This window comes from Pseudomonas sp. P7779 (genome assembly GCF_013386315.1).
Lineage (GTDB): Bacteria > Pseudomonadota > Gammaproteobacteria > Pseudomonadales > Pseudomonadaceae > Aquipseudomonas.
Map to the genome: position 1 here is coordinate 1 of NZ_JACARZ010000145.1, position 2,022 is coordinate 2,022.

The 2,022-nt window shown below is 61.4% G+C and carries 1 protein-coding gene and 2 pseudogenes; 1 reads left to right on the plus strand and 2 read right to left on the minus strand.

What is annotated here, in order from left to right; genetic code table 11:
- A pseudogene (locus tag HX869_RS29690) lies at nt 1-129 on the minus strand (NUDIX hydrolase); the annotation flags it as partial.
- 2 nt (nt 130-131) lie between these two features.
- A complete protein-coding gene (locus HX869_RS29695; protein ID WP_178904076.1) occupies nt 132-1,175 on the minus strand; it encodes a DUF2333 family protein in 1,044 nt (347 codons plus the stop codon).
- Between the two features lie 274 nt (nt 1,176-1,449).
- Between HX869_RS29695 and HX869_RS29700 the strand changes: the two are divergent.
- Nucleotides 1,450-2,022, plus strand: a pseudogene (locus HX869_RS29700) (diguanylate cyclase response regulator); the annotation flags it as partial.

The following is a 2,022-nucleotide window of genomic DNA, read 5'->3' on the forward strand; positions in this document are numbered from 1 at the left end:
GATCAGCCCGCGCCGGCGCAGATCGGAACGTACGAGGCTGCCGAGCAGGTTGTCCTGCTCGTCGACCCAGGCAATCAGTTCGGCGTCGGAGGCGGCGCGGTGCGCTGCCTCCCTGGTGGAAGCGTCCATCATCAACCCTGGTTCAGGAGCTGACGCAGGTCGATCACTGCAGCGTTGGCCCGGGAAATATAGTTGGCCATGACCAGCGAATGGTTGGCCAGGATGCCAAAGCCACTGCCGTTGAGAATCATCGGGCTCCATACCGGCTCTTGCGAAGCTTCCAGCTCACGAATGATCTGGCGCACGCTGACGGTGGCGTTCTTCTTGGCCAGCACATCGGCGAAGTCGACTTCAATGGCGCGCAGCAGGTGCGACAGGGCCCAGGCCTGGCCGCGGGCTTCGTAGAACACGTTGTCGATCTGCATCCATGGGGTTTCCACCACTTCTTCGTCGACCTGGGGCACTTCACCCGGCGCCAGCGCTTCGGTTTTCAGNNCGCTGGCCGACAGCCGTTGCGACAGCGAGCCCAGGCGGGTCGCCACATCACCCAGCCAGTTGTTGAGGTTGTCGGCACGTGCATAGAACAGCGCGCCTTTTTGATTCGGGTCGGACAAGCGCGCTTCGTAGCGGCTCAGGGAATTGATGCCTTCCTGGTATTCCGACTCGCTGGACGGCAGCACCCAGCTCTTGTTGTCGAAGTTGAAGCGCGGTTCGGCCTTGGCCAGGTCTGCGTCTTCCGCCGACTGCGACTGGGAGCGGGCGAAGTCCTTGCGCAGGGCACGGGTCAGGTCACGCACCTGCACCAGTACGCCGTATTCCCAGCTCGGCATGTTGTCCATCCACAGGCCCGGCGGGAAACGGTCGTTGGAAATGTAGCCACCCGGCTTGTTCAGCAGGGTGCCCACCACCGTCTTGAGGGTTTCGACGGTGGTAAAGCCCACCACCATCTGCTTGCCATCCTTCTCGGCGGCAATTTGCGCATTCTGCTGGACCGGGAACAACGCAGGCTCTTCGCTCCAGTACCAACCCAGGGCACCGGTGACCAACAGGTACAACGCAACCAGCGAGAGCAACGCGCGGCTCATCAGCAGGTTACGGAAATAGCTGCGGGGGGCCGACTTGGTTTCAGGGGCCGGGCCCTTTGCACTGCCTGCGCGGTTTTTCCAGTCCAGCATGGCGATATCCTTTCAATCACTTGAGTTCAATAGCTACGACCACAACCCTGCCCCATCGTGCCGAGCAGTGCGGCGCTTTTAGCCAGGGTGGCGCGAGTACGCGGTTCGACTATAAAGGATGCACGCTGTTTACGCCCGCGCGACTGCAGGGTCGATAAATGAATCTCTGCGACCTTGCAGTTAATTGACGTATGACACTCGTGCAACGGAAAAGAGGTGCTAGCATAGAGCCATCAGTTCGACCTCAGCATGCAGCCTAACTAGTAGTCAGGATATGACCGAGCCAGAAGACCCCAGCCGTGAGCGTCTCAAGCACCATTTTGCCCAGCGGGTAATTCATCAGGCACGTCAAATTCTTGAGATCTGGCAGCGCCTGCAACGCAGCGAATGGTCGACCACTGACCTGTCAGAGCTCAGTGAGGCCAACCTGCGCCTGCTGCGTTTTGCCGAACGCTTTGAGCAGCCGGAACACGGCCAGTTGGCGCACCAGATCGGCGCTTCACTCAAGGCGGTGGATGACAACCGCGGCCGTCTGAGCAGCCACCTGATCACCGAACTCAACCGTTTGATGCAGCGCCTGTCGCGCACCGGGCTGCGCCAGGGCGACCAGCTGGAACAAACCCTGCTGCCGCCGATGCGCAAGCCGATCTACGTGATGCTGGCCGATCACGACCGCGCCGACCGCCTGGCCAAGCAGCTGGAATTTTTCGGCTTGAGCGCCCAGTCCCTCGACAGCGTGGCGGCGTTTCGCTCATCCATGGCCGAGCGCTTGCCGGCGGCCATTGTGATGGATGTGGATTTCTGCGGCGCCGGCCTCGGCCTGAAGCTCGCCGCCGAAGCCCAGGAA